General features: G+C 61.0%; 23 protein-coding genes. 21 read left to right on the forward strand and 2 right to left on the reverse strand.

Annotated elements, in window-relative coordinates:
- Positions 1 to 30: 30 nt before the first annotated feature.
- The gene (locus KY494_RS25145; protein WP_219888607.1) at positions 31 to 1167 is read right to left on the reverse strand and encodes a S41 family peptidase; all 1137 of its coding nucleotides are present in this window, start codon (positions 1165 to 1167) and stop codon (positions 31 to 33) included.
- Positions 1168 to 1496: 329 nt separating this feature from the next.
- Between KY494_RS25145 and leuC the strand changes: the two genes are divergently transcribed.
- The 16 genes from leuC (at position 1497) to KY494_RS25225 (ending at position 19419) form a co-directional block, all read left to right on the forward strand.
- Entirely contained in the window at positions 1497 to 2900 is a 1404-nt protein-coding gene (gene leuC, locus KY494_RS25150; protein ID WP_219888608.1) for a 3-isopropylmalate dehydratase large subunit, read from the forward strand.
- A gap of 94 nt (positions 2901 to 2994) precedes the next feature.
- Positions 2995 to 3117: a lipoprotein gene (locus KY494_RS25155; RefSeq protein ID WP_010400408.1), complete on the forward strand. Its 123-nt coding sequence runs from the start codon at positions 2995 to 2997 to the stop codon at positions 3115 to 3117.
- 51 nt (positions 3118 to 3168) lie between these two features.
- The gene (gene leuD, locus KY494_RS25160; protein ID WP_096237214.1) at positions 3169 to 3816 is read left to right on the forward strand and encodes a 3-isopropylmalate dehydratase small subunit; all 648 of its coding nucleotides are present in this window, start codon (positions 3169 to 3171) and stop codon (positions 3814 to 3816) included.
- Positions 3817 to 3827: 11 nt separating this feature from the next.
- Positions 3828 to 4898, forward strand: coding sequence for a 3-isopropylmalate dehydrogenase (leuB, locus tag KY494_RS25165; protein WP_219888609.1), 1071 nt, complete (start codon positions 3828 to 3830; stop codon positions 4896 to 4898).
- Between the two features lie 45 nt (positions 4899 to 4943).
- Entirely contained in the window at positions 4944 to 6071 is a 1128-nt protein-coding gene (gene asd, locus KY494_RS25170; protein WP_219888610.1) for an aspartate-semialdehyde dehydrogenase, read from the forward strand.
- 303 nt (positions 6072 to 6374) lie between these two features.
- The gene (locus KY494_RS25175; RefSeq protein ID WP_308836400.1) at positions 6375 to 8777 is read left to right on the forward strand and encodes a FimV/HubP family polar landmark protein; all 2403 of its coding nucleotides are present in this window, start codon (positions 6375 to 6377) and stop codon (positions 8775 to 8777) included.
- A 46-nt stretch (positions 8778 to 8823) separates the two neighbouring features.
- Entirely contained in the window at positions 8824 to 9654 is an 831-nt protein-coding gene (gene truA, locus KY494_RS25180) for a tRNA pseudouridine(38-40) synthase TruA (RefSeq protein ID WP_219888612.1), read from the forward strand.
- Positions 9655 to 9676: 22 nt separating this feature from the next.
- On the forward strand, positions 9677 to 10360 hold the full coding sequence (locus tag KY494_RS25185; protein WP_219888613.1) for a phosphoribosylanthranilate isomerase: 684 nt from the start codon (positions 9677 to 9679) through the stop codon (positions 10358 to 10360).
- A complete protein-coding gene (gene trpB / locus KY494_RS25190) occupies positions 10353 to 11603 on the forward strand; it encodes a tryptophan synthase subunit beta (protein ID WP_219888614.1) in 1251 nt (416 codons plus the stop codon). Before KY494_RS25185 ends, trpB begins: the two co-directional genes overlap by 8 nt.
- Before the next feature lie 86 nt (positions 11604 to 11689).
- On the forward strand, positions 11690 to 12487 hold the full coding sequence (trpA, locus tag KY494_RS25195; protein WP_219888615.1) for a tryptophan synthase subunit alpha: 798 nt from the start codon (positions 11690 to 11692) through the stop codon (positions 12485 to 12487).
- A gap of 195 nt (positions 12488 to 12682) precedes the next feature.
- Positions 12683 to 13555 carry an acetyl-CoA carboxylase, carboxyltransferase subunit beta gene (gene accD, locus KY494_RS25200; RefSeq protein WP_010400390.1) on the forward strand — a complete coding sequence of 291 codons (873 nt, stop codon included), beginning with the start codon at positions 12683 to 12685 and terminating at the stop codon, positions 13553 to 13555.
- A gap of 108 nt (positions 13556 to 13663) precedes the next feature.
- Positions 13664 to 14962, forward strand: a complete 1299-nt coding sequence (folC, locus tag KY494_RS25205; protein ID WP_219888616.1) for a bifunctional tetrahydrofolate synthase/dihydrofolate synthase — start codon at positions 13664 to 13666, stop codon at positions 14960 to 14962.
- A gap of 24 nt (positions 14963 to 14986) precedes the next feature.
- Positions 14987 to 15997: an SPOR domain-containing protein gene (locus KY494_RS25210; RefSeq protein ID WP_219888617.1), complete on the forward strand. Its 1011-nt coding sequence runs from the start codon at positions 14987 to 14989 to the stop codon at positions 15995 to 15997.
- A gap of 20 nt (positions 15998 to 16017) precedes the next feature.
- Entirely contained in the window at positions 16018 to 16506 is a 489-nt protein-coding gene (locus tag KY494_RS25215) for a CvpA family protein (RefSeq protein ID WP_219888618.1), read from the forward strand.
- A gap of 38 nt (positions 16507 to 16544) precedes the next feature.
- Positions 16545 to 18068: an amidophosphoribosyltransferase gene (gene purF / locus KY494_RS25220; protein ID WP_219133818.1), complete on the forward strand. Its 1524-nt coding sequence runs from the start codon at positions 16545 to 16547 to the stop codon at positions 18066 to 18068.
- A gap of 109 nt (positions 18069 to 18177) precedes the next feature.
- A complete protein-coding gene (locus tag KY494_RS25225; protein ID WP_219888619.1) occupies positions 18178 to 19419 on the forward strand; it encodes a cystathionine gamma-synthase family protein in 1242 nt (413 codons plus the stop codon).
- A gap of 66 nt (positions 19420 to 19485) precedes the next feature.
- Here the strand turns inward: KY494_RS25225 and lexA are convergent, their stop codons facing one another.
- A complete protein-coding gene (gene lexA / locus KY494_RS25230; protein ID WP_219133915.1) occupies positions 19486 to 20121 on the reverse strand; it encodes a transcriptional repressor LexA in 636 nt (211 codons plus the stop codon).
- Between the two features lie 276 nt (positions 20122 to 20397).
- Between lexA and rpsF the strand changes: the two genes are divergently transcribed.
- The 5 genes from rpsF to KY494_RS25255 all read left to right on the forward strand — a co-directional run bounded on the left by rpsF (position 20398) and on the right by KY494_RS25255 (position 23427).
- Positions 20398 to 20787, forward strand: coding sequence for a 30S ribosomal protein S6 (gene rpsF / locus KY494_RS25235; RefSeq protein WP_116745195.1), 390 nt, complete (start codon positions 20398 to 20400; stop codon positions 20785 to 20787).
- Positions 20788 to 20807: 20 nt separating this feature from the next.
- Positions 20808 to 21107, forward strand: a complete 300-nt coding sequence (gene priB / locus KY494_RS25240; RefSeq protein WP_034783455.1) for a primosomal replication protein N — start codon at positions 20808 to 20810, stop codon at positions 21105 to 21107.
- Between the two features lie 25 nt (positions 21108 to 21132).
- Positions 21133 to 21423, forward strand: coding sequence for a 30S ribosomal protein S18 (gene rpsR, locus KY494_RS25245; protein ID WP_010400024.1), 291 nt, complete (start codon positions 21133 to 21135; stop codon positions 21421 to 21423).
- A gap of 27 nt (positions 21424 to 21450) precedes the next feature.
- The gene (gene rplI / locus KY494_RS25250) at positions 21451 to 21906 is read left to right on the forward strand and encodes a 50S ribosomal protein L9 (RefSeq protein ID WP_034783456.1); all 456 of its coding nucleotides are present in this window, start codon (positions 21451 to 21453) and stop codon (positions 21904 to 21906) included.
- Between the two features lie 135 nt (positions 21907 to 22041).
- The gene (locus KY494_RS25255; protein WP_071076107.1) at positions 22042 to 23427 is read left to right on the forward strand and encodes a replicative DNA helicase; all 1386 of its coding nucleotides are present in this window, start codon (positions 22042 to 22044) and stop codon (positions 23425 to 23427) included.
- The last annotated feature ends 37 nt before the right edge of the window (positions 23428 to 23464 follow it).

Here is a 23464-nt window from a genome sequence, read left to right on the forward strand (position 1 = left end):
TATGCGTAGTGGGCTTTTTTCATTGTGTAATCAAGCGCCGCCGGGGCGTAAACTACCGCCTTCCAGCCAGCGCTGCACGCGCACGATTTCCTGGGCGCGCTCCGTCTCGTCCTTCGGTGGCGCCAGATAGATGTCGGGCATGATGCCGCCCAAGTCGACCTGCAACTGCGGCAAGCGGGCCGAGCGCGAGGTGGCGTACATTAACTGGCGTATTCCTGAGGGCAGGGCATGCAGGCGCAAATTCGAGTAGTCGAGGGAGCCATGGCTGTTGCGCCCTATCAGTTTGACTCGAAAACTTTGCCGCGCCACTAGCAGGAATTCTTCGCAGGAGCTCGCGCAATCGCGATCGACCAGCACCGCTACGCGGGCCGGCTGCGCTTTCTTTCTGGGAAAACTTCCATAGCTGACAGGTCCATCGGCTTGCTGCGTCACGAACTGGCCTGATTGGACGCTGCGCATACGGGCGACGGCTTGCTCACTGTATGTTGTGCACGAGGCATCACCGGGGGCGAACAGAGCGCAGATACCTTCCTGTCCGGCGATATTGGCTGGCGTGGACAGCCATTCACCACCCACGCTGACGACCTCGCCTGAACTGATCCATGGCAGTAGTGGCGCATAAGTGCTATCACTGCCGCCATTATTGAGCCTGACATCAATTATCCAGTTGGGGCGGGTGGCAAGATCGTGGCGCTTGCTTGTCAGTAGATCGGCGATTGCCTTGCTGTACCGAGGAAAAAAACTGGGCAGTGTCAGTAACGCGGTCCGAGGTGACAGGAGCTGCAGCGACGGCTCTCTTTGATCAGTATATGCTGTTGGCGTGGAGGGCGGCGCCGGTTTGCTGTGCTTCAATGCTGTGCTGGGCACGATTTGCAGATGGCCTGTGCGCCAATTACTCAGGTAATTGGCCAGTACTACATCACAAGCAGGCTCATCGTTAGTGTTTTTTGCGGCATCGCTTGCGCTTGCCAGCGTCAGGTCGAAATATACCTGTCCCTTTTGCTTCAGGTGCTGGCGCGCGCCCGTGTCGTTTTCCAGCAGGAAAGGCGCAATCGCGCGCAAGTCCTGCACGCAGGTTTCTCCCGGCGTGGCCGCCGCCGCATGGGCGCCGGCCAAGGGCAGCGCGGCCAGGGTCAGGGCGGCCAGCGCCAACAAGTTCAGTTTCATCGAGGTTCCCAAGTCGGGTGGCGCGTATGTGCCGGTTATTGTTGTTGCAATACAATACACGAAAGATTGAGGAAAAAATATCAATTTATGGTCGCGCCGTGACTCGTTCGGCAGCCCGCCTGCGGATGAGGCCGGCATGCCGCCAATGTGCCGATATCGGCAATTTCCAGCTCATATCCAACAATGTGGCCAAACTTTGTATCGCCAATCCCACGCTTTTGCCTGTTTCGGTTCTGTGTTGGTCAATATATGGCATAATCCTTGTGGATCACCGTACGACTTGGTATCACTTGATCACTTAAACAGGCTGTGGCAACGCTGCATAAATCATGATGAAGACGCTTTACGACAAACTCTGGGAATCCCACGTTGTTCGGGCCGAAGATGATGGCACGACAATTTTGTATATCGACCGGCACCTGCTGCACGAAGTCACCAGCCCGCAAGCCTTCGATGGTCTCAGCGTGGCGGGCCGCCAGCCGTGGCGCATTTCCGCCAACCTGGCCGTGGCCGACCATAACGTGCCCACCACCAGCCGCATCGACGGCATTGCCGACCCGGTCTCGCGCCTGCAGGTGGAAACCCTGGACAAGAACGCCAAGCATTACGGCTTGACCTACTTCAACATGAACGACAAGCGCCAGGGCATCGTGCATGTGATCGGCCCTGAACAGGGCGCGACCCTGCCCGGCATGACGGTCGTGTGCGGCGATTCGCACACGTCCACGCACGGCGCGTTCGGCGCGCTGGCGCACGGCATCGGCACGTCCGAAGTGGAACACGTGCTGGCCACGCAGACCTTGCTGCAAAAGAAATCGAAGTCCATGCTGGTGCAGGTCGACGGCGCCTTGCCGGCCGGCGTGACGGCGAAAGATATCGTGCTGGCCATCATCGGCAAGATCGGCACGGCCGGCGGCACGGGCTACTGTATCGAATTCGGCGGCTCGGCCATCCGCGCCCTGTCGATGGAAGGCCGCATGACGGTGTGCAACATGGCCATCGAGGCGGGCGCGCGCGCCGGCATCATCGGCGTGGACGACACCACCATCAACTACGTCAAGGGCCGCCCGTTTTCGCCGGCCGGTCCGCACTGGGAACGCGCCGTGGCCTATTGGCGCACCCTGCATTCGGACACGGGCGCCCGCTTCGACTTCGTCGTCACTCTCAACGCGCAAGAGATCGTGCCGCAAGTGACCTGGGGCACCTCGCCTGAGATGGTGGTCGGTATCGATGGCCGCGTGCCCGATCCTGACCAGGAAAAAGACGGCGTCAAGCGCGATGCGATGGAAAAGGCGCTGGTCTACATGAATCTCAAGCCCAACACCGCCATCGAAGACATCCGCATCGACAAGGTCTTCATCGGTTCCTGCACCAATTCGCGCATCGAGGATTTGCGCGCGGCGGCCGCCGTGGTGCGCGGCAAGTACCGCGCCTCGAACGTCACCCTGGCGCTGGTCGTGCCCGGTTCGGGGCTGGTGAAAGACCAGGCCGAGCGCGAGGGTCTGGACCGCATCTTCAAGGATGCCGGCTTCGAGTGGCGCGAGCCTGGCTGTTCCATGTGCCTGGCCATGAATGCGGACCGCCTGGAACCGGGCGAACGCTGCGCCTCGACCTCGAACCGCAACTTCGAGGGCCGGCAAGGGCAGGGCGGACGCACGCACCTGGTGTCGCCCGCGATGGCGGCGGCGGCGGGCATCGCCGGCCACTTTGTCGACGTGCGGGGATTGCGATGAATTTGGGGTCAGACCCGTTGGGTCTGACCCCAGCATTTGCCGGTGGTTTACACTAACGGGATTTGCAACCATTAGCACATAGACTGAAATCATCATGAAAAAACTCTTCGCCCTGCTCATCGCCACCGTCATCTTGTCCGGCTGCAACACCGTCTCCGGCATCGGCCGCGATGTGCAGAAAGTCGGCCAGGTCGTCACTGGCGCCGGCGGAAAATAAACCGTGACGTGCCGGCGCCCCGCGTCGCGCGTCCTACCGAGTAGAAACAGCATGGATAAATTTACGATTTACGAAGGCCTGGTGGCCCCGCTGGACCGCGCCAACGTCGACACCGACGCGATTATCCCGAAGCAATTCCTGAAATCGATCCACCGCAGCGGTTTCGGCCCCAACCTGTTCGACGAATGGCGTTATCTGGACCATGGCGAACCGGGCCAGGACAACAGCCGCCGCCCGCTGAACCCCGAGTTCGTGCTCAACGAGGCGCGTTACCAGGGCGCCTCGATCTTGCTCACGCGCAAGAATTTCGGCTGCGGTTCCTCGCGCGAACACGCGCCGTGGGCGCTCGATCAATATGGCTTCCGCGCCATCATCGCGCCTTCGTTTGCCGATATCTTCTTCAACAACTGCTACAAGAACGGCTTGCTGCCCATCGTGCTGTCGGAAAGCCAGGTCGAGCACCTGTTCAATGAAGTCAAGGCCTTCCCCGGCTACAAGCTGGTGGTGGACCTGGAACAGCAGTGCGTGCGCACCAGCAATGGTTCCGTCTCGTATCCGTTCGAGATCGACGCCTTTCGCAAGTATTGCCTGATGAATGGCCTCGACGACATCGGCCTGACCCTGCGCCATGCCGACGATATCCGCGCCTTTGAAGAGCGTCACTTAAATAGTCAGCCCTGGCTCGCCAACGTCATCTAATCGATAAAAATATGAAAATTGCAATCTTACCCGGCGACGGCATCGGTCCTGAAATCGTCGCGCAAGCCGTCAAGGTGTTGAATGTGCTGGGCGAATCGTTCGAGCTGGAAACGGCACCCGTGGGCGGCGCCGGCTATGCGGCCCATGGCCACCCGCTGCCGGAAGGCACCCTGGCGCTGGCAAAAGCGGCCGATGCCGTGCTGTTCGGCGCCGTGGGCGACTACCAGTACGATAATCTGGAGCGTCAGTTCCGTCCTGAGCAGGCGATTTTGGGCTTGCGCAAGAACCTGGGCCTGTTCGCCAACCTGCGTCCGGCCATTTTGTACCCGGAACTGGCGGGCGCTTCGACCCTGAAGCCGGAGGTGGTGTCCGGCCTGGATATCCTGATCATCCGCGAATTGACGGGCGACATTTATTTCGGCCAGCCGCGCGGCGTGCGCGAGTGCCCGGACGGTCCGTTCAAGGGCCAGCGCGAAGGTTTTGACACCATGCGCTATGCGGAAGGTGAAATCCGCCGCATCGCCCACGTGGCCTTCCAGGCCGCGCAAAAGCGCGACAAGCGTTTGACCAGCGTGGACAAGGCGAACGTGCTGGAAACCTTCCAGTTCTGGAAAGACATCGTCACCGACGTGCACAAGGAATACCCGGATGTGGCGCTCGATCATATGTACGTCGATAACGCGGCCATGCAACTGGTGCGGGCGCCGAAGAAATTCGACGTCATGGTGACGGGCAATATGTTCGGCGACATCCTGTCGGATGCGGCCGCCATGCTGACGGGCTCGATCGGCATGTTGCCGTCCGCTTCGCTGGACGCCAACAACAAGGGCTTGTACGAGCCGTCGCACGGCTCGGCGCCCGATATCGCGGGCAAGGGCATCGCCAATCCGCTGGCGACGATTTTGTCGGCCGCCATGATGCTGCGCTATTCGCTGAACCGCGAAGAGCAGGCAAACCGCATCGAGGCTGCCGTCAAGAAGGTGCTGGCGCAGGGCCTGCGCACGGCCGACATCCATGAAGCGGGCACGACTTTGGTCGGTACCGAGGCGATGGGTGATGCAGTTGTAAAAGCGCTGGGATAAAATAGTCTAATGACGGCAGTCGCCGTCTCATCTTGAGGAATGGTAATGAAATTAGTTGGCTTGGTAGGTTGGCGCGGTATGGTCGGTTCGGTCCTGATGCAACGCATGCAGGAAGAGGGCGATTTCGCCCACATCGAACCGGTGTTTTTCACGACGTCGAACACGGGCGGCGCGGCGCCGGCCATGGCGAAGAATGAAACCATCCTCAAGGATGCCAACAACATCGCCGAACTGTCCAAGTGCGACATCATCATTTCCTGCCAGGGCGGCGACTACACGAGCGCCGTCTTTCCGCAATTGCGCGCCAGCGGCTGGAATGGCTACTGGATCGATGCGGCCTCGACCTTGCGCATGGAAAAAGACGCCGTCATCGTGCTCGACCCCGTCAACCTGCACGTCATCAAGGATGCGCTGGGCAAGGGCGTCAAGAATTACATCGGCGGCAATTGCACCGTGTCGTGCATGATGATGGGCCTGGGCGGCTTGTTCCAGCACGACCTGATCGACTGGATGACGTCGATGACCTACCAGGCGGCCTCGGGCGGCGGCGCGCAGCACATGCGCGAACTGCTGACGCAATTTGGCACCATCAACAGCTCCGTCAAGGCACTGCTGGAAAACCCCGCTTCCGCCATCCTGGAAATCGACCGCCAGGTGCTGGTCACCCAGCATGGCTATTCCCCGGATGAAATCAAGCAATTCGGCGCGCCGCTGGCCGGCAACCTGATCCCGTGGATCGACAAGGACCTGGGCAACGGCCAGTCGAAGGAAGAGTGGAAGGCGGGCGCGGAAACGAACAAGATCCTCGGTCGCGGCATCGATTTCGGCACCAGGGAAATTCCTGTCGACGGCCTGTGCGTGCGCATCGGCGCCATGCGCTGCCATTCCCAGGCGCTGACCATCAAGCTGAAAAAAGACGTGCCGCTCGATGAAATCAACGACATCATCGCCAGCAACAATCAATGGGTCAAGCTGGTCCCGAACACGCGCGAAGCATCCGTGCGCGACCTGTCGCCGGCAGCCGTCACGGGCAGCCTGACGATTCCCGTCGGCCGCGTGCGCAAGATGAGCATGGGCGGCGAATACCTGTCCGCCTTCACCGTGGGCGATCAATTGCTGTGGGGCGCGGCCGAGCCGCTGCGCCGCATGCTGCGCATCCTGCTCGATGCGTAACAGCAATAAATCAGCAATCAATTGCTGATGCAGATCAAGCCGGGGCTGTTTTCCCGGCTTTTTTTTCGCCCTGAGCCCGTCAAGGCTCAACCATGCGGAGCTTGCATAGCTCTGGGCATGATGATATGTTGTTACCTCTGGAAAAGTAACAGTTTTCCCATGTCAACTAAGATGCCGCCAACTATGCCTGTACATACTCGTCCCCGGGTCGCCTCCCTTGCCATTAAAACACTCAGCAGCGCTGTCGCCTGTGCGGTGTTATTGTCACCGGCGGTATCCGCAGCCGAGCTCGGCAAGATTACCGTGTTGTCCGCCGCCGGCCAGCCGCTGCGCGCCGAGGTCGAATTATCGGCCGTCAAGCCAGGCGAGGCCTCCAGCCTGCTGGCCAAGCTGGCGCCGCCGGATGCGTATCGGCAGGCCAACGTGGAATTCAATCCGGCCCTGAACGCGCTGACGTTTGCCGTGGAAAACCGCGACGGCAAATCCTTCATCCGCATCAGCTCGGCGCAAGCGGTGGCCGAGCCCATGGTCGATTTGCTGCTGGAACTGAGCAGCAAGAGCGGGCGCCAGGTACGCGAATATGCGTTCGTGCTCGACACACCCGAGGTGCGCCAGACGCGCGGCGCGCAAGTGACGGCGCCCGTGCAGCCAGGCAAGGGCAAGCCGGCCGCAGCTGATACTGCACCGGCGAAAAAGGCGGCGGGCGAATACAAGGTCAAGGCGGGCGACACCCTGAGCCGTATCGCCAGCAAACTCAAGCCATCGGGCGTGTCGCTCGACATGATGCTCGTCGCCCTGTACCGTGCCAATCCCGATGCCTTCAGAGGCGAGAACATGAACCGTATGCAGGCCGGGCGCATCCTGGCCATGCCGGGCGCGGACGCCGTGCGCGCCACCGACGCGGCCGAAGCGAAGGGCGTCGTGACGGCGCACGCCATCGATTTCGAAGCCTACCGCAACAAGCTGGCGGGGCAGGTATCGCAAAGCAAGCCGGCCAAGGCGGCGCAGGCGACGCAAAGCACGGCTGGCAAGATCGGCGCAACCAAGGTGCAGGAAAAGCCGACGGCCGTGAGCGAGTCGCAAGACAAGCTGAAACTGTCGAAGGCGGAGCCGGCGGCCAAGTCGGCCGGCAAGAGCGCCGTCGCCAGCGAGGAAGACAAGATCGCCAAGGCCAAGCAGGTCGATGAAGCGGCCGCGCGTGTCAAGGAGCTGGAAAAGAACGTCAGCGACCTGGAAAAGTTGATGGCGGTCAAGAGCAAGGCCATGGCCGACAAGAGCGCCCCGGCGCCCGCCAAACCGGCCGAGGCTGCGGCCAGTGCAGCGGCCAGCGCCGTCGCCAGCGCGCCAGCCGAAGCGCAGCCGGCCGCACCCAAGGCCAAACCGGTGCCGCTGGTGAAAAAACCCTCGCCGCTGGAACCGACGATTACCGACAAGATCAGCGACCACCTGGGCGCCATCGGCATCGGCATTGCCGCGCTGCTGGCGGCCGTGGCCGCACTGGTGGTCGCGCGGCGCCGCAAGGATGCGCCACCCGCGCCAGAGAGCGTGGCTCCCGTGCTTGAACCGGAAGCACCGGTGGCGCCGTCGGCCGGCCTGGCGCCGGAAGACCAGCAGTCCGAAGCGAGCAACCACCTGTTCGGCACGGGCGCCGCCGCTGCCGGCGTGGCTGCCGCTGCGGGCGCCAGCATGCTCGACGCGAATGAAACGGACCCCGTCGCCGAAGCGGACGTGTATATCGCCTACGGCCGCGATGGCCAGGCGGAAGATATCCTCAAGGAAGCCTTGCGCATCCACCCGGAGCGCCATGCGGCCCGTCTGAAGTTGCTGGAAATCTATTCGGCCCGCAACGATGTGCGCGCGTTCGAAGACCAGGCCAGCGAGCTGTACAGCCTGACGCGCGGCCAGGGTGAAGAGTGGCCGCAGGCGGCCGCGCTGGGCCTGGCGCTCGATCCCACCAATCCCCTGTATGGCGATACGGAAGACGACGCCGTTGTCAGCCTGAGCAAGGGCGCCGGCGACGACTTGCATGGCCAGAGCATGGACTTGCCCGACGATCTGGCTGCGCCCGCAGCGCCGGCCGAGCCGGCCAGCATTCCCGTCCGCGATACGCGCGCGCCCCTCGATTTTGATCTCGACAGCCTCGATTTCGAACCCGTCTCCACCAGCGACCCGATCATCATGCCGGGGCCGGACAGCAAGCCGCAGACGGCCGCGCACGATAGTCAGTATGACGCCAGCATGGATTTCGGCCTCGACCTGGAGCCGCCAGCCGGCCCCGTGAATGGCGTGGGCGCCGGTTTGACGCCGTTGCCTGACCCGTTGAAGGATGTGGACCTGGGCCATTTCGACCTCGACGAGCCGGTGGCGCCGGCTGCCGCACCGGTGGCGGCCACCGAGCCTTCCATCGACAGCCTGTTTGACGACGCGCAAACGCCAGCGACCTTGCCGGAAGCCATACCGCCCGCGCAAGAATTCGACCTGTCCGGCATCGACCTGGACCTCAACGATGGCAAGACGGCCAGCGTGGGCGTGGACGACCCGCTGTCGGCCATCCACATGGAAATGGATACCAAGCTGGACCTGGCGATCGCTTACCAGGAAATCGGCGACAAGGAAGGCGCGCGCGAGCTGATCGATGAGGTCATCAAAGGCGGCAGCGAAGAGCAGGTCGCCAAGGCGAACACAATGAAGGCACTCCTCAGCTAGCAATGCCCGCCGGCGCGGCAGGCTGCCGCGCCGGTATAATGCTTGGATGCAAAATATTACGACAGCAACGCCACTCAAGCGTATCGTCCTCGGCCTGCAGTACGACGGCACGGCCTGGCATGGATACCAGAAACAGGAAGATGGGCAGACGGTGCAGGACCAGCTGGAAAACGCGCTGGAGCAGTTTGCCCGCGTGCGCCTGGCCACCACCTGCGCCGGCCGCACGGACACGGGCGTGCATGCGCTTGAGCAAGTGGTGCATTTCGATACGGAACTGAACCGCGACGTGCACTCGTGGGTGCGCGGCGTCAACGCCTTCCTGCCGAAATCGATCGCCGTGCGCTGGGCCAGGGAGCTGTCCGGCGACCCCACCGTCAACGATTTCTTCCACGCCCGTTTCAGTGCCCGCGCGCGCACCTATCATTATGTGTTGTACAACAACGCCACCCGTTCGCCGCTGGTGGAAGGGCGCGCCGGCTTCTTTTTCCGTCCGCTGGACGTGGAACTGATGCGCCAGGCCGTGCAGCCGCTCCTGGGCTGGCACGACTTCACGGCCTTCCGCGCCGCGCAATGTCAGGCCAAGTCGCCCGTCAAGCTGATGCACGACATCCGCATCGAGCGGCGCGGCGATTGCGTGATTTTTACGATTACTGCGAATGCCTTCCTGCACCACATGGTGCGCAACCTGGTCGGTTCGCTCGTCTACATCGGCACGGGGCGGGAAAAGCCGGACTGGCTGGGTCACTTGCTGGAAAGCAAGGATCGCCATGCTGCCGCGCCCACCTTCATGCCCGACGGCTTGTACCTGGCGCAGATCGATTACGATCCCAAGTGGGAGTTGCCGCAAGACAGCAGCAGCGCCTTGCCCTGGTTTTGAGCTGCATCAATAAAGGAATACCATGCCACGCACACGCATCAAGATCTGCGGCCTGACCCGCGCCGAAGACATCCAGGCCGTCGTGGCGGCGGGCGCCGACGCCATCGGCTTCGTGTTTTATCCGAAAAGTCCCCGTTACGTGACGCCCGAGCAGGCGGCGGCCCTGATCGCGGCCATGCCGCCCTACGTGACGACGGTGGGCCTGTTCGTCAATGCCAGCGTGGACGAGGTGCGGGCCACCAGGGCCGTGGCGCCGTTATCTCTGCTGCAGTTTCATGGCGACGAGACGCCGGAACACAGCGCCGCGCTCGCCGGCGCCGTGAATACGCCGTTTACGCAAGTGTTCCGCGTCAAACCTGACACCTCCCGTGAAGATTTGCTAGAATACGAGCAGCGCTATCGCGCCGCCAGTCCCTTGTTCTCGAGCCTCTTGCTCGATACCTATGTGGATGCCTACGGCGGTGCAGGAAAGGTATTCGATTGGTCCCTCATTCCAGAAGAACTCGCGCCTCGGGTCGTTTTAAGTGGTGGCTTGAGCGTACAAAACGCGACTGACGCAGTGGTGCGCGTGCGCCCTTACGCCGTCGACATCAGCAGTGGTGTCGAAGCGACCAAGGGCATCAAGGACGCATCCAGAGTCCGCGCGTTCATCGCCGCGGTGCAGGATGCCGATGCCATCATTGCCAGAGGAAACCACCATGAATGACCATACCAACGCGCCCGGCGCAGCCGCCGCATTGTTCCACGCCACCGATTACCCATTCCCTGACCTGCGCGGCCACTTCGGCCCGTATGGCGGCGCGTTTGTTGCCGAAACCCTCACGCATGCGCTGGCCGAGCTGAAAGACGCCTATGCGCGCTACAGCGTCGACCCGGAATTCCTCGAAGAATTCCGCTACGAGCTCAAGCACTTCGTCGGCCGTCCGTCGCCGATCTACCACGCCAAGCGCTGGTCCGAGATGGCCGGTGGCGCGCAAATCTATTTCAAGCGCGAAGACTTGAACCACACGGGCGCGCACAAGATCAATAACGTCATCGGCCAGGCCTTGCTGGCCAAGCGCATGGGCAAGCCGCGCATCATCGCCGAGACGGGCGCGGGCCAGCATGGCGTGGCCACGGCCACCATCTGTGCCCGCTTCGGCCTCGAATGCGTGGTCTACATGGGCAGCGAAGACGTCAAGCGCCAGGCGCAGAACGTGTACCGCATGAAATTGCTGGGCGCCACCGTCGTACCGGTTGAATCGGGCTCGAAGACCCTCAAGGATGCGCTGAACGAAGCCATGCGCGACTGGGTCACCAACATCGAAAACACCTTTTATATCATCGGCACCGTGGCCGGCCCCCATCCTTACCCGATGATGGTGCGCGACTTCCAGTCCGTGATCGGCGAGGAATGCCTGGTGCAGATGCCGGAAATGACGGGCCGCCAGCCCGACTATGTGGTCGCCTGCATCGGCGGCGGCTCGAACGCCATGGGTATCTTTTACCCGTATATCGACCAGAAGGATGTGAAACTGATCGGCGTGGAAGCGGCCGGCGAAGGACTCGATACGGGCAAGCACTCGGCTTCGCTGACGGCCGGCTTCCCGGGCGTGCTGCACGGCAACCGCACCTATCTGCTGCAGGATGAAAACGGTCAGATCATCGAGACGCATTCCGTCTCGGCCGGCCTCGACTATCCCGGCGTGGGTCCGGAACATGCCTGGTTGAAAGACTTGGGCCGCGCGCAATATGTGTCCATCACGGATGACGAGGCGCTGCAGGCTTTCCACGACTGCTGCCATATCGAAGGCATCATCCCGGCGCTGGAATCGTCGCACGCGCTGGCCTACGCGGCCAAGCTGGCGGCCACCTTGCCGAAAGACCAGATCGTACTGGCCAACCTGTCGGGCCGTGGCGACAAGGACATGCATACCGTGGCGGAGCGCATGGGATTGAATTTCAGTTAAACAACTGTCAATTCTTAATAACGCGTAGGTCGGATTAGCGCGCAAGCGCGTAATCCGACATCCTCCATCGATAAAGAAAGCTCCCCATGTCCCGTATCGCCACCACCTTTGCCAACTTAAAATCCAACAACAAGACCGGCCTGGTCACCTTCATCACCGCCGGCGACCCTGGCCCTGACGCCACCGTGCCCCTGATGCACGCGCTCGTCGAGGGCGGCGCCGACATACTGGAACTGGGCGTGCCGTTTTCCGACCCCATGGCCGAAGGCCCTGTCATCCAGCGCGCCTGCGAGCGCGCCCTGGCATTCAATGTGGGCATCCACGATGTGTTCGGCTATGTGCGCCAGTTCCGTGAGACGAACCAGACGACGCCCGTGGTGCTGATGGGTTATGCCAACCCTATCGAGCGTATCGGCAGCGCCGCCTTCATTGCCGCCGCGCAAGCGTCCGGCGCCGATGGCGCCATCGTCGTCGACTATCCGCCGGAAGAGTGTGAGGAGTTTGGTGCCGCCATGCGCGAAGCGGGCCTCGACCTGATCTTCCTGCTGGCGCCCACCTCGACCGAAGAGCGCATCGCGCAAGTGGCCAAGGTTGGCGGCGGCTTCAGCTATTACGTGTCGCTGAAAGGCGTGACGGGAGCGGGAAACATTGATACGGAACAGGTGGCGGAACGCCTCGCGGCCATCCGCCAGCATGTAAAATTACCCATCGGCGTGGGCTTCGGCATCCGCGATGGCGCGACGGCCAAGGCCGTGGCCAAGGTGGCCGATGCCGTCGTGATCGGCAGCCGCATCATCCAGGAGATAGAAAACGCGCCGGCAGGTGGCGCCGTCGATGCCGTGCGCAGCTTTACGGCAGGCATCCGCGCCGCTCTGGACGCCTGAGCAAGCTTGCCGTTTACGCAAGATGCGTTGGCGGCAAAGTTCGACAGCCCGGCGATAAACGGCTACACTTCGGCCACTGAATGCCCGTTATTGTGCAATAGATAAAATTTTTGGTGGCGCCCTGCGGGGCGTCGCCGTTGACCGTCTGCCGGGGGCGTCCACCGACGCTACCCTACAAGGGCCCAAGGAGAAAATATGAGTTGGTTGGAAAAACTGCTGCCACCGCGCATACAGCGTTCTGATGCTGCCGCGCGCAAGACCATGCCGGAAGGCCTGTGGGTCAAGTGCCCGTCGTGCGAAGCCGTGCTGTACCGTACGGACCTGGAATCGAATTTGCACGTGTGCCCGAAATGCGATCACCACATGCGCATCCGCGCGCGCGAACGCCTCGACAGCCTGCTCGACGCGGGTGGCCGCTATGAAATCGGCCAGGAAATCCTGCCTGTCGATACCTTGAAATTCAAGGATAGCAAGAAATACCCGGACCGCCTGAAGTCCGCCATGGAAGCGACGGGCGAGACGGATGCGATGGTCGTCATGGGCGGCGCCATCATGAGCCTGCCAGTGGTCGTGGCGTGCTTCGAATTCGAATTCATGGGCGGCTCCATGGGCTCCGTCGTGGGCGAGCGCTTCGTGCGCGGCGCACAGATCGCGCTGGAACAGAAAGTGCCGTTCATTTGCATCACCGCCACCGGTGGCGCGCGCATGCAGGAAGGCTTGCTGTCGCTGATGCAGATGGCGAAAACCACGGCCATGCTGACCAAGCTGTCGGAAAAGAAATTGCCATTCATCAGCGTGCTTACCGACCCGACCATGGGTGGCGTGTCCGCCTCGTTCGCCTTCATGGGCGACGTGGTGATCGCCGAGCCGAAAGCGCTGATCGGCTTTGCCGGTCCGCGCGTGATTGAAAACACCGTGCGCGAAAAACTGCCGGAAGGCTTCCAGCGCGCCGAGTTCCTCGTCACCAAGGGCGCCGTCGACATGATCGTCGACCGCCGCAAGATGCGCGAAGAAATCGCCCGTCTGCTGGCCTTGTTGCAGAACCAGGCTGTGGAAGTGTTGGCTTAATTTGCCGCTGGCGTCGGGTTACGGCCTTTGGCCTAACCCGACCTACATCGTCCTGCCTCGTTATATCTCTTCTGCGCCTTGCGCATCGCATCCTTCAAGAAGTCTCCCATGCAAAACCTCCCTACGTCATTGCCGGACTGGCTCGCCATGCTGGAAACCCGCCATTCGGAAACCCAGATCAACATGGGCCTGGACCGCGTGCAAGCCGTCAAGGCGCGCATGCAACTGGCGTTTACTTGCCCCGTGATCATGGTGGCGGGCACGAATGGCAAGGGTTCCACCTGCGCCATGCTGGAATCCGTGCTGTTGCGTGCCGGCTACAAAGTGGGGCTGTACATCAAGCCGCACTTCCTCGATTTTAACGAGCGCGCGCGCGTGCTGGGCGAGATGGCCAGCGACGAACAGCTCGTTGCCAGCTTCAATGCCGTCGAAGCCGTGCGCGGCGACACGCCGCTCACATATTTTGAATTCACCACCCTGGCCATCCTGCACCTGCTGTCGCAGGCCAAGCTGGATGTGGTCATCCTGGAAGTGGGCCTGGGCGGGCGTCTCGATGCCGTCAACGTGATCGACGCCGATGTGGCCATCGTCACCAGCGTCGACATCGACCACACGGATTACCTGGGCGACACGCGCGAAGCGATCGGCTTTGAAAAGGCCGGCATCTTCCGCCCGGGCAAGGTGGCCATCTGCAGCGACCCCGTGCCGCCGCAGTCGCTGATCGACCATGCCGAGGCCATCGGCGCCGACCTGTGGCTGATGGGCCGCGATTTCAATTATTCGGGCGACAAGCAGCAGTGGAACTATGGCGGACGCGAGCAGCGCCGCAATTCTCTCGCGTATCCAAGCTTGCGCGGCGCCAACCAGATCCTGAATGCGACGGCCGTGCTGGCCGCGCTGGAAGTGCTGAGGCTGACACTGCCCGTGGGCGCGCAGGAAGTGCGCACGGGTCTGGTGACGGTGGAACTGCCGGGCCGCTTCCAGGTCTTGCCTGGCCGCCCCAGCGTGATCCTCGATGTGGCGCACAACCCGCACGCGGCGTCGGCGCTGAACCAGAACCTGGGCAATATGGGCTATCACCCATACACCTATGCCGTGTTCGGTTCCATGCACGACAAGGATATCGATGGCGTGCTGGCCGCGATGAGCGAACACGTCGACCACTGGTGCCTGACGGGCCTGCCGTCGCCGCGCGCGGCAACGGCTTCCGAGCTGGCCGCCAAGGTGCAGATCATGCTCGAAGATAAGCCCGACAGCAGTGAGCATACTGTGTCTATTTTCGATGATCCGGCACAAGCTTTTGCAAATGCAATGAGCCGGGCCGGTGAGAATGATAGAATCGTGGTCTTTGGTTCTTTCCTCACCGTCGCCGGCGTGATGAAGGCCCGAAAATCCTCACTTCACTGAAACGCACTCGACTGAAAATCACGCATGGGCTTGTTCTCGAAACTGTTTAAAAACAAGCAAGAATCCTCTGGCGAAGACAGCGGCTTTTATGTTCCTGGCGAAGCACAGTCGCCGAGCCGCAAACGCGCCGCCAACACCTCCGGTGGCGGCGGATCGCGCCGTGGCGGCAAGGAAGCGCCGGATCCGGTCTTGCCTGAAAAAAAGCGCGCCCGCCGCCGCCTGGTCGGTGCCATCGCCCTGGCCCTGGGTGTGGCTGTCGGCTTGCCGATGCTGCTCGATTCCGAACCGAAAGCGCCATTCAACGATATCGCCATCGACATTCCGTCGAAAGAAAAGGCCGCCGCGCCTGCGCCTGCACCCGTGCCGGCCGTGCCCGCGCAGGCGGCTGCGCACAATGGCCTGGACCAGTCCGAGGAAATCATCGACGCACCGCTGCCGCCTGCGGCCAGGCCCACGCCGGCACCAGCAGCGGCACCGGCCCCCGTGCTGGCCGCCGTCCAGCCTGCGCCGGTCAAGCCGGCCTATGTGGAACCGAAACCCGAGCCCAAGCCTGAGCCCAAGCCGGTCAAGGTGGAGCCGAAGCCTGAGCCGAAACATGAAGCCAAGCCGGAACCGAAGCACGAGGTCAAGGTGGAATCGAAGCCTGAACCCAAGCATGAGGTAAAACCGGAAGCCAAGCCTGAAGCGAAGCCTGCCAAGCCGGCGCAATCGGCCGACGATGCCGCGCGCGCCATGGCGATTCTGGAAGGCAAGCCAATCGACAAGCCGCAAGAGAAAGCGCAAGACAAGGCACACGACGCCGGCAGCGGCAAGTTCGTGGTGCAGGTGGCGGCTCTGGCGACGCAGGACAAGGTCGATGAATTGCAGGACAAGCTGCGCGAAGCTGGCATCAAGTCCTATACGCAGAAAGTCTCCAGCCCGTCGGGCGAGCGCATCCGCGTGCGCGTGGGCCCGTTCGGCAGTCGCGAAGACGCCGAAAAGACCCGCGCCAAGCTGCAAAAGCTGGGCCTGGGCGGCAGCCTGGTGCCGGCTTGATGTTGCAAGGCTGAACGGGCGTGACGATCTTCGATTACCTGGTGCTGTTCGTGCTGATGACGTCCGTGCTGATCAGCATGATGCGTGGCCTGGTCAAGGAAATACTGTCATTGGTCAGCTGGATCGTGGCTTTCGTCATCGCCAACGCGTATGGCGCCACCCTGGCGAAATTCCTGCCGGAAGCCGTGCCGGGCGAAGCCGTCCGCCTGTTGCTGGCCTTCGTGGTGCTGTTCATCGGCGTGCGCATTTTGATGGGGTTGCTGTCCATGACGGTCGACGCACTGGTCAAGGTGACGGGCCTGAGCCTGGCCGACCGCACCCTGGGCAGCCTGTTCGGCGTGGCGCGGGGGCTTGTGATCGTGCTGACCGCCGTCATCTTGTGCGGCATGACGTCCATACCGCAGCAGCCATTCTGGAAAAACGCGCTGCTCAGTCCGTTCGCGGAGCAGGGCGCGCGCGCCATCAAGCCTTATCTGCCTGCCGCTTACGCGCAGCATGTGAAATTTTGAATTTTTTTAAAATCAGTAGCACAGTTTAGGAGCACACCATGTGTGGCATCGTCGGCGTCGTTTCCCATCAACCTGTCAATCAATTGCTCTATGATGCATTGTTGCTCTTGCAACATCGCGGTCAGGACGCGGCAGGGATTGCGACCAATCACAGCAGTATGTTTTCCATGCACAAAGCCAATGGCCTCGTGCGTGACGTCTTCCGTACGCGCAACATGCGTTCGCTGCAAGGCACGACGGGCATCGGCCATTGCCGCTATCCGACGGCCGGTTCGTCGAGCGAAGAGGAAGCACAACCGTTTTATGTGAATGCGCCGTTCGGCATTACCCTGGCGCACAATGGCAACCTGACCAACTGGGAACAGTTGAAGCAGGAAATGTTCAAAAATGACCGCCGCCACATCAATACCGATTCCGATTCGGAAGTGCTGCTCAATGTGCTGGCGCATGAAATCCAGGAAGCGACGACGGGCCTGAATCTGGACCCGGAAGCCATCTTCAAGGCCATCACCGTGCTGAATCGCCGCGTCAAGGGCGGCTACGCCGCCGTGGCGCAAATCGCCGGCGTGGGCTTGCTGGCCTTCCGCGACCCGCACGGCATCCGTCCGTTGTGCCTGGGCATCAATGAAACGGAGCAAGGCCCCGAATACCTGATCGCCTCCGAATCCGTGGCGCTGGAAGGCATGGGCTTCCGCTTCGTGCGCGACATCGGTCCCGGCGAAGCCGTCTTCATCGATGCCGACAAGAAATTGCACAGCGCCCAGTGCGCCGACAACGCCAGCCTGAATCCCTGCGTGTTCGAATTCGTCTACCTGGCCCGTCCCGACTCCGTCATCGACGGCGCCTCCGTGTACGCCACGCGCCTGAAAATGGGCGAATACCTTGCTGAAAAGATCCGTGCCGAATTGCCGGACGTGCATATTGACGTGGTCATGCCGATTCCCGATTCCTCGCGTCCTGCCGCCATCCAGCTGGCACTGGCGCTGAACCTGGAATACCGCGAAGGCTTCATCAAGAACCGCTACATCGGCCGCACCTTCATCATGCCGGGCCAGGCGGCGCGCAAGAAATCCGTGCGCCAGAAGCTCAACGCTATTCCGTCCGAATTCAAGGATAAAGTGGTGTTGCTGGTCGACGATTCCATCGTGCGCGGGACCACCAGCCGTGAAATCGTGCAGATGGCACGCGAAGCGGGCGCGACGAAAGTCATCTTCGCCTCGGCCGCGCCACCGGTGATTTACCCGAACGTGTACGGCATCGACATGCCGACGCGCGATGAGCTGATCGCCTATGGCCGCACGACGGAGGAAGTGTGCCGCGAAATCACGGCCGACTATCTGGTGTACCAGGATATCGGCGCGTTGAAGCAGGCGATCGCCGACGTCAATCCTGCCCTGGTCAATTTCGAGGCGTCGTGCTTCGATGGCGTGTACGTGACGGGCGACGTGTCGCAGGAATATCTGGACCGCCTGGAATATGCGCGCCACCATCCGAAGGCGGCAGCGCCCGAAGATACGCCACGTTCCCAGCTGAACCTGAACCTGGCGACGACAGAAGCATAAGTAACCTGCCCGGCCGATGCCGGGCTTTTTTTCGGGGTCAGACCTTCAGGTCTGACCCCAGCATTTGCCTTGGGGTTAAGCGGCAAATCGAATATCCGGAACTTCCACCATGACCACCAAAAAAAACTACGGCTTTACCACCACCATCCTGCATAACGACCGCCGCAAGGGTATCGAGCATGGCTCGCTGCACAAGCCTGTGCACACCTCCGTCGCGTTCGGCTACAGCGACGCACGCCAGCTCGCTTCCGTGTTCCAGGGCAAGGAGCCCGGTTTCCGCTACGGCCGCCAGGGCAACCCGACCGTGTCCGCGCTGGAAGACAAGGTCAACCAGATGGAAGACGGCGTGGCGACCCTGTGCTTCGCCACTGGCATGGGCGCCATCGGCGCCGTGGTGCAGTCGCTGCTGCGCGCGGGCGACCATGTCGTGTCGTCGGCCTTTCTGTTTGGTAATACCAACAGCCTGTGGCAAACGGTGACGGGGCAGGGCATCGCCGTGTCCTTCGTCGACGCCACCGAGGTGGCCAACGTGGCGGCCGCCATCACGCCGGCCACGCGCATTGTGTTCGTGGAAACCATCGCCAATCCGCGCACGCAGATCGCCGACCTGGCAAAGATCGGCGCGCTGTGCAAGGAACGTGGCATTTTGTACATCGTCGACAACACGATGACGACGCCTTACCTGTTCCGCCCGAAAGCGGTGGGCGCGGGCCTGGTGGTCAATGCATTGACGAAATCCATCGGCGGCCACGGCAATGCGCTGGGCGGCAGCTTGACGGACACGGGCGTGTTCGACTGGACGCGCTACCCGAACATTTTCGATAATTATAAGAAAGCGGCGCCAGCCCAGTGGGGCATCGCGCAAATCCGCGCCAAGGCCTTGCGCGACTTCGGCGCATCGCTGGGCCCGGAAGCGGCGCACCATATCGCCGTCGGCGCGGAAACCATGGCCTTGCGCATGGACCGCACCTGTTCCAACGCCCTGGCGCTGGCCACGATGCTTGCCGCCGACCCGCGCGTGGCGGCAGTGCATTACCCGGGCTTGGCGTCGCACCCGCAGCACGCGCTGGCGAAGGACTTGTTCCGCAGCTATGGCTCGCTGTTCAGCTTTGAATTAAAAGAGGGCATCGATTGCTTCGATTTCCTCAATCGTTTGAATCTGGCGATTCCGGCAAGCAACCTTGGTGACACGCGCACCCTGGTCATTCCCGTCGCCCACACGATCTTCTACGAGATGGGTGCGGAGCGCCGTGCCAGCATGGGCATCGCAGAGTCCCTGATCCGCGTGTCCGTGGGCATCGAGGATGAGGCGGATCTGCTTGAGGATTTCCGCCAGGCACTCGATGTATAAGTATCCGGATAAATGAAAAGGGCCGCGACAGTCATGCTGTCGCGGCCCTTTTTTTGCGCGTAAAACTTAATGCCAGCTGCGCATCAAGCCTACCGCTAAACCTTCCAGGGCAAACTCATCTTCCGGCGACACGGTGATGACCTTGAAGTCGGGGTTTTCCGGCAGCAGTTCGATGACGGAACCCGTCTTCTTGTAGCGCTTGACGGTGACTTCGTCGCCGATGCGGGCGACGACGATCTGGCCATTCTTGGCGCTGTCGACCTTCTTCACGGCCAATAAGTCGCCATCCATGATACCGGCGTCGCGCATGGACCAGCCGCGCACCTTCAGCAGGAAGTCGGGCTTGGCCGAGAACAGGGCCGGGTCGACGTTGTAGCTTGCCTCCAGGTTTTCCTGTGCCAGGATGGGCGAGCCTGCCGCCACCCGGCCGATCAGGGGCAGCGACATCAGCAGCGCCGCCGGCACTTTCGATGCCTGCGCTTCGGCCGCCGCGCCGATCAGGCGGATGCCGCGCGAGGTGCCGGGCGAAATCTCGATCGCGCCCTTGCGGGCCAGGGCCTGCAAATGCTCTTCGGCCGCATTGGCCGATTTGAAACCCAGTTCATTGGCGATTTCGGCACGGGTGGGAGGAAAACCCGTGTTTTCAATCGCGTCCTTGATCAGGTTCAGGATTTGTTCTTGTCGTGCTGTCAGCTTGATCATGAGCGGTGGGTGCATACTAAAATGCTGTCTATATGAACAGTCTGTATTTTTGTACAGTATCGCCCACTATGCAAGGGGATTTCCGTCATTTGCGCGAATTTCGTGCGAAATACCGGAATGGGCAGGAAAAAACGCCTGACCTGCCCCGTGCGCGGGCCGCTTGTTGAAGGAATGATTGAAACGTTTGCAAAAGGCGGTTATAATCTTCGGCTGACCTTCCCACACCCGTCTTGACGCCGGGGTGGGCGATTATTAATCCGACCTGAAGGAGTTTGCATGCGTCATTATGAAATAGTCTTTATCGTCCATCCGGACCAAAGCGAGCAAGTGCCCGCGATGATCGAACGCTACAAAGCCAGCGTAACCACCCGCGGCGGTTCGGTTCACCGCGTGGAAGATTGGGGTCGCCGTCAAATGGCTTACTCGATCCAAAAGCTGCCTAAAGCACACTACATCTGCCTGAACATCGAATGCGACAACGAGACCCTGGTCGAGTTGGAAACAGCATTCAAATTCAATGATGCCGTGTTGCGTCACCTGACCGTTAAAATGAAGAAAGCTGAAACAGCTCCTTCGCCGATGATGAAATCGGTACAACGCGAAGACGCGGCCAAAAGCCACCGCACCGAAGCACCAGCAGCCGCTCCAGTCGCAGCCGCAGCTTAATTCTTGACCAGGATCGTGCGCTGAACCAGCTACAAGTTACCGCCATCATTGCCGAGCGCGAAATATTGCGCTATACCCCGGCAGGGCTGCCGATTGTGAATGCAGTATTGCAACACAGTTCGCAGCAGATGGAAGCAGGAATTGCCCGTTTGACCGAGTTTGATGTTGCCGCGCTAGCCGCTGGCGAAATCTCAGGCCGGTTCAGCCAGGCAAGCTTGGGTGGGGTGTATCAGTTCACGGGTTTCCTGGCCAGGAAGAGCCGCAACAGCAAGAGTTTGGTGTTTCACATCATTGATTTTAGTGCAGTCAATTCTGACTAGCGCATTTTAGATACAGGAGCCTGACATGGCATTCGGTAAAAAGTTCGACAAAAATAAGCTCAAGCTTAAAGAAAAACGCAAACAGCAAAACCCTTTGTTCAAACGCAAGAAGTTCTGCCGCTTCACCGCAGCTCACGTTGAGCAAGTCGACTACAAAGACGTCGACACGCTGAAAGACTTCGTCCAGGAAAACGGCAAGATCATGCCAGCACGCCTGACCGGTACCAAAGCGCACTACCAGCGCCAAGTCGACACCGCAATCAAGCGCGCTCGCTTCCTCGCGCTGCTGCCATACACCGATCTGCACCACGCTTAATCGGTCAGATATTCCTGGAGAAGAACTATGCAAATCATTCTGTTAGAAAAAGTTGTTAACGTCGGTAACCTCGGCGAAGTCGTCAAAGTCAAAGACGGTTACGCACGTAACTTCCTGATCCCGCAACGCCTGGCACGTCGTGCCACGGCAACCGCTGTGGCTGAATTCGAAGTCAAGCGCGCCGAACTGGAAAAAGCTGCTGCCGCCAAACTGGCCGCATCGCAAGCCCAGGGCGAAAAACTGAGCGGCCTGACCGTTCAAGTTGCTCAAAAAGCTGGTGTTGATGGCCGTCTGTTCGGTTCCGTCACCAACTTCGACATCGCTGAAGCGCTGACCAAGCAAGGTTTTGCTGTTGAAAAAGCACAAATCCGCATGCCTACCGGCCCGCTGAAGATCGTTGGCGAGCACAACGTTTCGGTTGCTCTGCACACCGACGTGGTCGTGGAAGTTGTTATCGCTGTCGTACCAGACGCGAACGCGTAATCGTCTGCGGGCCTGGCCCGCAAGCATTGCCGCACTATGAAAAGCCGGGTTCGCCCGGCTTTTTTGTGGCCTTTTTTTCGCTCAATTTCAGCCCTTTATTTTTGCCAGCACGCCGAAGCGGGTATAATTCGCGCCATGAACGCTCCCTCTGATCCGCAACTGGATTCCCTCCGTATTCCGCCGCATTCGATCGAAGCAGAACAATCCGTTATCGGTGGTCTGTTGCGCGACAATGCAGCGTATGACCGCATCGCCGACTTCATGCATGCGGAGGATTTCTATCGCTATGACCATCGCATCATCTTCGAGCAAATCGTCAAGATGATTAACGGCTCCAGGCCCGCCGATGTCATTACTGTTTTTGAAACCCTGACCCAGCTCGGCAAGGCCGATGATGTGGGCGGACTCGCTTACCTGAACGCCATGGCGCAAAACACGCCATCGGCCGCGAACATCCGGCGTTATGCCGAGATCGTGCGCGACCGCGGCGTGCTGCGCAAACTCATCACCGTCGCCGACGATATCTCCGGCACGGCCTTCAGCCCGCAAGGCAAGGAAGTCAAGCAGATGCTTGACGAGGCCGAATCGAAGATTTTCGCCATCGCCGAAGAAGGCGCGCGCGGCGCCCAGGGCTGGACCGCCATCCAGCCCCTGCTGACGCAGGTGGTCGAGCGTATCGACGAGTTGTACAGCCGCGACAACCAGAGTGAAATCACGGGCGTGCCCACCGGTTTCATCGACCTCGACCGCATGACCTCCGGTCTGCAGCCGGGCGACCTGGTGATCGTGGCGGGCCGTCCTTCGATGGGCAAGACGGCGTTTTCCGTCAACATCGGCGAAAACGTGGCCATCGACAGCGGCTTGCCCGTGGCCGTGTTCTCGATGGAGATGGGCGGCGCCCAGCTGGCCATGCGTATGCTCGGTTCCGTCGGCCAGCTCGACCAGCACCGTCTGCGCACGGGCCGCCTGAACGACGAAGACTGGCCACGCCTGACGAATGCGATTCAAAAGATGAACGACGCCCAGTTGTACATCGATGAAACGCCGGCCTTGAACTCGATCGAATTGCGCGCCCGCTCGCGCCGTTTGTCGCGTCAATGCGGCAAGCTGGGCCTGATCATCGTCGATTACTTGCAACTGATGTCGGCCAATAGCCCGGGCGACAACCGCGCCACGGAGATTTCCGAGATTTCGCGCGGCTTGAAAGGCCTGGCGAAAGAACTCGGTTGCCCCGTGATTGCGTTGTCGCAGCTGAACCGCTCGCTGGAACAGCGCCCGAACAAGCGTCCCGTGATGTCGGACTTGCGCGAATCGGGCGCTATTGAGCAGGATGCCGACGTGATCCTGTTCATTTACCGTGACGAGGTGTATAACCCCGACTCGCCAGACAAGGGAACGGCCGAAATCATCATCGGTAAACAACGTAACGGTCCGATCGGCAGCATCCGCCTCACCTTCATGGGGCAGTACACCAAATTTGGCAATTACAGTGGTGGCCTGGCGCTTTACCAAGGCGACTAAGACTCAGCAGCACTGATATTCCATTGGCCGCCCCCTC

It is taken from the genome of Janthinobacterium sp. PAMC25594, assembly GCF_019443505.1.
Taxonomy (GTDB): domain Bacteria; phylum Pseudomonadota; class Gammaproteobacteria; order Burkholderiales; family Burkholderiaceae_D; genus Janthinobacterium.

Bases quoted from the DNA above. Each gene is read 5' to 3' on its own strand.
- KY494_RS25255 (WP_071076107.1), top strand. From the start codon at position 22,042: ATGAACGCTCCCTCTGATCCGCAACTGGATTCCCTCCGTATTCCGCCG.
- asd (WP_219888610.1), top strand. From the start codon at position 4,944: ATGAAATTAGTTGGCTTGGTAGGTTGGCGCGGTATGGTCGGTTCGGTC.
- trpB (WP_219888614.1), top strand. From the start codon at position 10,353: ATGAATGACCATACCAACGCGCCCGGCGCAGCCGCCGCATTGTTCCAC.
- KY494_RS25225 (WP_219888619.1), top strand. From the start codon at position 18,178: ATGACCACCAAAAAAAACTACGGCTTTACCACCACCATCCTGCATAAC.
- lexA (WP_219133915.1), bottom strand. From the start codon at position 20,121: ATGATCAAGCTGACAGCACGACAAGAACAAATCCTGAACCTGATCAAG.
- KY494_RS25155 (WP_010400408.1), top strand. From the start codon at position 2,995: ATGAAAAAACTCTTCGCCCTGCTCATCGCCACCGTCATCTTGTCCGGC.
- rpsF (WP_116745195.1), top strand. From the start codon at position 20,398: ATGCGTCATTATGAAATAGTCTTTATCGTCCATCCGGACCAAAGCGAG.
- KY494_RS25210 (WP_219888617.1), top strand. From the start codon at position 14,987: ATGGGCTTGTTCTCGAAACTGTTTAAAAACAAGCAAGAATCCTCTGGC.
- folC (WP_219888616.1), top strand. From the start codon at position 13,664: ATGCAAAACCTCCCTACGTCATTGCCGGACTGGCTCGCCATGCTGGAA.
- rpsR (WP_010400024.1), top strand. From the start codon at position 21,133: ATGGCATTCGGTAAAAAGTTCGACAAAAATAAGCTCAAGCTTAAAGAA.
- leuC (WP_219888608.1), top strand. From the start codon at position 1,497: ATGATGAAGACGCTTTACGACAAACTCTGGGAATCCCACGTTGTTCGG.
- leuD (WP_096237214.1), top strand. From the start codon at position 3,169: ATGGATAAATTTACGATTTACGAAGGCCTGGTGGCCCCGCTGGACCGC.
- leuB (WP_219888609.1), top strand. From the start codon at position 3,828: ATGAAAATTGCAATCTTACCCGGCGACGGCATCGGTCCTGAAATCGTC.
- KY494_RS25185 (WP_219888613.1), top strand. From the start codon at position 9,677: ATGCCACGCACACGCATCAAGATCTGCGGCCTGACCCGCGCCGAAGAC.
- truA (WP_219888612.1), top strand. From the start codon at position 8,824: ATGCAAAATATTACGACAGCAACGCCACTCAAGCGTATCGTCCTCGGC.
- trpA (WP_219888615.1), top strand. From the start codon at position 11,690: ATGTCCCGTATCGCCACCACCTTTGCCAACTTAAAATCCAACAACAAG.
- accD (WP_010400390.1), top strand. From the start codon at position 12,683: ATGAGTTGGTTGGAAAAACTGCTGCCACCGCGCATACAGCGTTCTGAT.
- rplI (WP_034783456.1), top strand. From the start codon at position 21,451: ATGCAAATCATTCTGTTAGAAAAAGTTGTTAACGTCGGTAACCTCGGC.
- purF (WP_219133818.1), top strand. From the start codon at position 16,545: ATGTGTGGCATCGTCGGCGTCGTTTCCCATCAACCTGTCAATCAATTG.
- KY494_RS25145 (WP_219888607.1), bottom strand. From the start codon at position 1,167: ATGAAACTGAACTTGTTGGCGCTGGCCGCCCTGACCCTGGCCGCGCTG.